Annotated in this window: 6 protein-coding genes; 5 read left to right on the plus strand and 1 reads right to left on the minus strand. The window is 62.4% G+C overall.

Annotated elements, in window-relative coordinates; translation table 11 throughout:
- The first annotated feature begins 178 nt into the window (after positions 1–178).
- The 5 genes from G552_RS15625 to G552_RS15635 all read left to right on the plus strand — a co-directional run bounded on the left by G552_RS15625 (position 179) and on the right by G552_RS15635 (position 4283).
- Positions 179–883, plus strand: coding sequence for an ABC transporter substrate-binding protein (locus G552_RS15625; RefSeq protein WP_051195829.1), 705 nt, complete (start codon positions 179–181; stop codon positions 881–883).
- Positions 835–1380, plus strand: coding sequence for an ABC transporter permease (locus G552_RS15630; protein WP_211224828.1), 546 nt, complete (start codon positions 835–837; stop codon positions 1378–1380). The genes G552_RS15625 and G552_RS15630 overlap by 49 nt, the downstream gene beginning before the upstream one ends.
- An 88-nt stretch (positions 1381–1468) precedes the next feature.
- Positions 1469–2350 carry an ABC transporter permease gene (locus G552_RS0113430; RefSeq protein WP_027883470.1) on the plus strand — a complete coding sequence of 294 codons (882 nt, stop codon included), beginning with the start codon at positions 1469–1471 and terminating at the stop codon, positions 2348–2350.
- Positions 2347–3339, plus strand: a complete 993-nt coding sequence (locus tag G552_RS0113435) for an ABC transporter ATP-binding protein (RefSeq protein ID WP_156890758.1) — start codon at positions 2347–2349, stop codon at positions 3337–3339. Before G552_RS0113430 ends, G552_RS0113435 begins: the two co-directional genes overlap by 4 nt.
- Positions 3336–4283, plus strand: coding sequence for an ABC transporter ATP-binding protein (locus G552_RS15635; RefSeq protein ID WP_051195831.1), 948 nt, complete (start codon positions 3336–3338; stop codon positions 4281–4283). Before G552_RS0113435 ends, G552_RS15635 begins: the two co-directional genes overlap by 4 nt.
- On the opposite strand, the gene G552_RS0113445 is transcribed toward G552_RS15635, so the two are convergent.
- A partial coding sequence (locus tag G552_RS0113445; RefSeq protein ID WP_027883472.1) for a transposase occupies positions 4254–4581 on the minus strand: 328 nt, incomplete at its 5' end. The genes G552_RS15635 and G552_RS0113445 overlap by 30 nt on opposite strands.

The raw sequence follows: 4581 nt of genomic DNA on the forward strand, positions 1-4581 counted from the left end.
TAGTCCAGGTCATCGCACTTCGGTGGGTTCATGGGCATCACCCCCTTTGGAGAAGCTTGGCTAAGCACTCTCCTCCTAGCACACAGAAGAATGTCCAGTCAACTGCAACTGCGTAACTCCTAACGGTATCAACCTGAGCAAGGCCAGCCTGCGCGGCGGCGATACCCTCACGGTGGGCATGCGCACCAACGCCCTGGTCACCCTGGACCCCGCCATGCACCGCGACCGCGATACCGAAGCAGTTTTGCGCAACATCTTCGATGCTCTGGTGCTGCGTACTCCCGAGGGCAAGGTGCAACCCCTGCTGGTGACCTCCTGGCGCAACGAGACCTCGACCCGTTTCCTGGTGACCCTGCGCCAGGGGGTTCGTTTCCACAACGGCGACCCCTTTACCGCCGATGATGTGGTCTTTACCTTCGAACGCATCTTGAAAGAGGGGGCTGTGGGTGGCCAGACCAGCCCGCGCAAGGGCTTGTTGGGGCCCATCGAGCGGGTGGAGAAGGTTAGCGACAATCAGGTGCGCTTCGTCTACAGTGCTCCTTTCCCACCCAACCTGATCCTGCAATCACTGGTGCAGTTCCAGATCGTTCCCAAGCGCTACATCGAGCAGGGGGGCTACGCCAACTTCCTAGCCCGTCCGGTGGGCACCGGGGCCTTTAGCTTTGTGCGGGCCCGGCTGGATAGTGAAATCGTGTTAGATCGCAACGAGAACTACTTCCATGGAGCGCCGCGGCTGCGGCGGGTTATTTTCCACATGATGCCCGAGCCTTCGACCCGGGTGGCTGCGCTCCTTTCTGGCGAGGTGCAGCTTATCCAGGCCGTTCCACCCTCATCTTGTTCTTCGCAGTCGAGCTGCGCTGGTTGCCTACCTCGGGCCAGATAGACGCGGCCATCGACCTTACCCGTCGAACCGGCTTCCTGGTGCTGGACAGCCTGCTCGAGGCCAACTGGGCCGCCCTGGGTAGCGCCCTCAAGCACCTACTACTCCCAGCCTTTACGCTGGGCATCGTCTTCTCGGCGGTGCTGGCGCGGGTAATCCGCTCCTCCATGGTCGAGACCCTGCGCATGGAGTACCTGACCGCTGCCCGGGCTAAGGGGGTGCCGGAATGGCAGGTGGTGCTAAAACACGCCTTCCGCAATGCCCTGATTCCTGCGGTCACGGTGGCCGGCCTCCAGCTTGGCGAGCTTCTAGGGGGCAACATGATCGTGGAAACCATCTTCTCCTGGCCGGGGGTGGGCCGCCTAGCGGTGAGCTCGATTTTTGCCCGCGATTATGTGGTGGTACAGGCCGTGGTGATGCTCTACGCCATCACTTATGTCCTGGCCAACCTGCTGGTAGATATCCTGTACACCATCCTGAACCCCAAGATCGAACTATGAAAGAGCCCCGCGCTCCCACAAGGCTTTTTCTGTCCCCAGAGCGGAGCGACAGCACAACCCGCTCCAGCCAGAGCGGAGAGGGGGAGGCATGACCAACACCCCTTCCCTCCCGGCTATCCCCCGCCGCTCAGCCCTGCTGGATGTGCTGGTACGGTTGCTGCGGAACCGTACCGGGCTGGTCTCGCTGTGCGTCATCCTGGTATATGTGGGTCTGGCCCTGCTGGCCCCTTTCATTGCTCCTTACGACCCCGCCGACACCGACCTGACAGCGCGGCTGGCTCCCCCCTCGGCGGCCCACTGGTTCGGTACCGACACCATCGGGCGGGACATTCTCAGCCGTACCATCTGGGGCACCCGGGTCAGCCTGCTGGTCGGCTTGTTGACGGTGGGCATCACCACCCTGGCCGGCCTATTGCTGGGCATGTTCGGTGGCTACTTTCGCGGCTGGTTCGATAACCTGACCGCCCGCCTGACCGAGCTGCTTCTGGCCTTCCCTTACCTGATCTTTGCCATCGGGATGATGGCCTTTCTGGGCCCCGGGTTCTGGAACCTGATCTGGGCCCTCTCCCTGAAGGGGTGGGTAGAGTTTTACCGGCTGGCCCGGGGCGAGACCCTGGCCCAGACCACCCGGGAGTATGTGGAGGCCGCCCGGGCCCTGGGGCATTCCCACCTCCGCATCCTGTTTGGGGAAATCCTACCCAATATCTTTCCCTCGATTCTGGTGCTGGGTACGCTGCGCATAGGCTATTTCATGGTGCTCGAGGCCTCCCTATCCTTCCTGGGGGTTGGCATCCCACCCACCATCCCAGCCTGGGGCTCGATGATCTCCGAAGGCCGCAATGTGCTGTTTTTGGCCTGGTGGGTCAGCACCATTCCTGGGGTGGCGCTGCTGGTTCTGGTGCTGGCCATTAACCTGCTGGGTGAGGCGCTGCGCGAGGTGCTGGATCCAAGACTAAAGGAACGTTCGTGAGAACCATACTGCGGGTAGAGGATCTGTTGGTGGAGTTTCCCACCCCCCACGGCCAGGTGCGGGCGGTGAATGGAGTCACCTTTCAGCTTGCCACAGGCGAACGGCTAGGCATTGTGGGGGAGTCGGGCAGTGGTAAATCCATGACCCTGCTCACCATCATGGGCCTGACCCCCCCGCCGGGTCGGATACGCCGGGGTGAGGTCTGGTTCAAGGAGCGGAATCTGCTCGAGGCCAGCCCCCAAGAGCTAAGGCAGATGCGGGGAAGGCACATCGCCATGATCTTCCAGGACCCCATGACCACCCTCAATCCGGTCTTTCGGGTGGGCGAGCAGATCCGCGAAAGCCTGCGGGTTCACCAGTACCTGGGGGAGGAACGGGTTCCGGCTTCGCGGCGCAAGGCCCTGGAAAAGCAACGGGTGTTGCGGCTGATGGCCGAGGTGGGAATTCCCGCGCCCGAGGAACGCTACGAGGCCTACCCTCACGAGTTCAGCGGGGGTATGCAGCAGCGGGCCATGATTGCCATTGCCCTCTCCTGCGACCCCGAGGTCATCCTAGCCGATGAACCCACTACCGCCTTGGACGTTACCGTCCAGGCCCAGATTATGCGCCTGCTGGACCAGATTAACCGCCAGCGGGGCACCGCCATTGTGCTGGTCACCCACGACCTGCACCTGGCCACCGAGTTTTGCGACCGGATTCTGGTCATGTATGCCGGCCAGATTGTCGAACAGGGCCCCACAGAGGCGGTTATCCGCCACCCCAAACACCCGTATACCCAGGGCCTTCTGGGGGCCCTGCCGGAGATCCGGCCCGAAAAAACCCCCTTGATGCCCATCCCAGGCGAGATTGACCTGGCCCACCTGCCGCCCGGCTGCCCCTTCGCCCCGCGCTGCCATCGGGCGATGGAGGCCTGTAGCACCCCGCCAGCCCTGCTCGAGGTGGAGGAAAACCACCAGGTGCGCTGTTTCCTTTACGGAGGCCTAGCATGAAACCCCTGCTCGAGCTACAGGAGGTGCACAAACACTTTCACCTGCGGGCCAGCCTGCTGGGGCGCTGGCTGGCCGGCCAGCGCGACCGCACCGTCCACGCGGTCAACGGGGTCAGCCTGGTCGTCTACGAAGGGGAAACCCTGGGGCTAGTGGGCGAGTCGGGCAGCGGTAAGTCTACCCTGGGGCGTCTGGCCATCCGGCTGCAGGAGGTTACCCAGGGCCTGATTCGCTACAACGGTCTGGAGCTGGGAAAAGCCAGCCCAGCCCAGATGCGTCAGCTCCGCCGCGAGTTGCAGATTATCTTTCAAAACCCCTACTCCAGCCTGAACCCGCGCAAGAGCGTGCGCCAGATTGTGGGCTCAGCACTGGAAGCCCGGGGGGTGCGTGACCCCCGGCAACAGGAACTCGAGATCCGGGCCCTGCTACAGCGGGCTGGCCTGCCTGAGCGGTTCATCGAGGCTTATCCCCATCAGCTTTCGGGCGGGCAGCGCCAGCGCATCAGCATACTGCGGGCCCTGGCGGTACGCCCCCGTCTGGTGGTGGCCGACGAGCCGGTCAGCGCCCTGGATGTGTCGGTACAAGCCCAGATTGTGCAGCTCCTGGAGGAGCTCAAGCGGGATTTCGGCCTCACCTACCTGTTCATCTCCCACGACCTGCGGGTGGTCTACCACATCAGCGACCGGGTAGCGGTGATGTACTTGGGCAAAATTGTGGAAGTCGGGCGCAGCCAGGAGCTTTACCACCGACCCCAGCACCCCTACACCCAGGCTTTGCTGGCCTCGATTCCCCGGCTGGAAAACCGCTACCTAGCGGGCGGGCGGCCCGTATTGGAGGGCAGCGTACCCAGTCCGCTCAATCCACCCAAAGGTTGTCCCTTCCATCCCCGCTGCCCGGTAAAGCTAAGTATTTCCCCATTAGATTTTTACCTCCACAGCCCCCAGTAGGTCCAAGGCTTGCAACAGGGCTTGCTTGAGGTGGGAGAGGCTAGCGTAATGGCGGCGGGGCAGAAGGTAGGCTTTGAGCTTTCTCCAAAAGGTCTCGATGAGGTTGAGCTGAGGGCTGTAGGGAGGCAAGAAGCGTAGATAGAGGTTTTGCGCTTGCCAGGTTGCCAGCCGAGCCTGGATCAGCTTGGCTTTGTGGAAGCTGGCATTGTCCAGCACCATGACCGTGAGCTTGTTTTGCTGGCTGGCTTGTTGGGCCTGCTTCTCAAGAAAAGCCAGTACCGCTTCTTTCGTACATCTA

It is taken from the genome of Meiothermus rufus DSM 22234 (genome assembly GCF_000423425.1).
Taxonomy (GTDB): Bacteria; Deinococcota; Deinococci; order Deinococcales; family Thermaceae; genus Meiothermus; species Meiothermus rufus.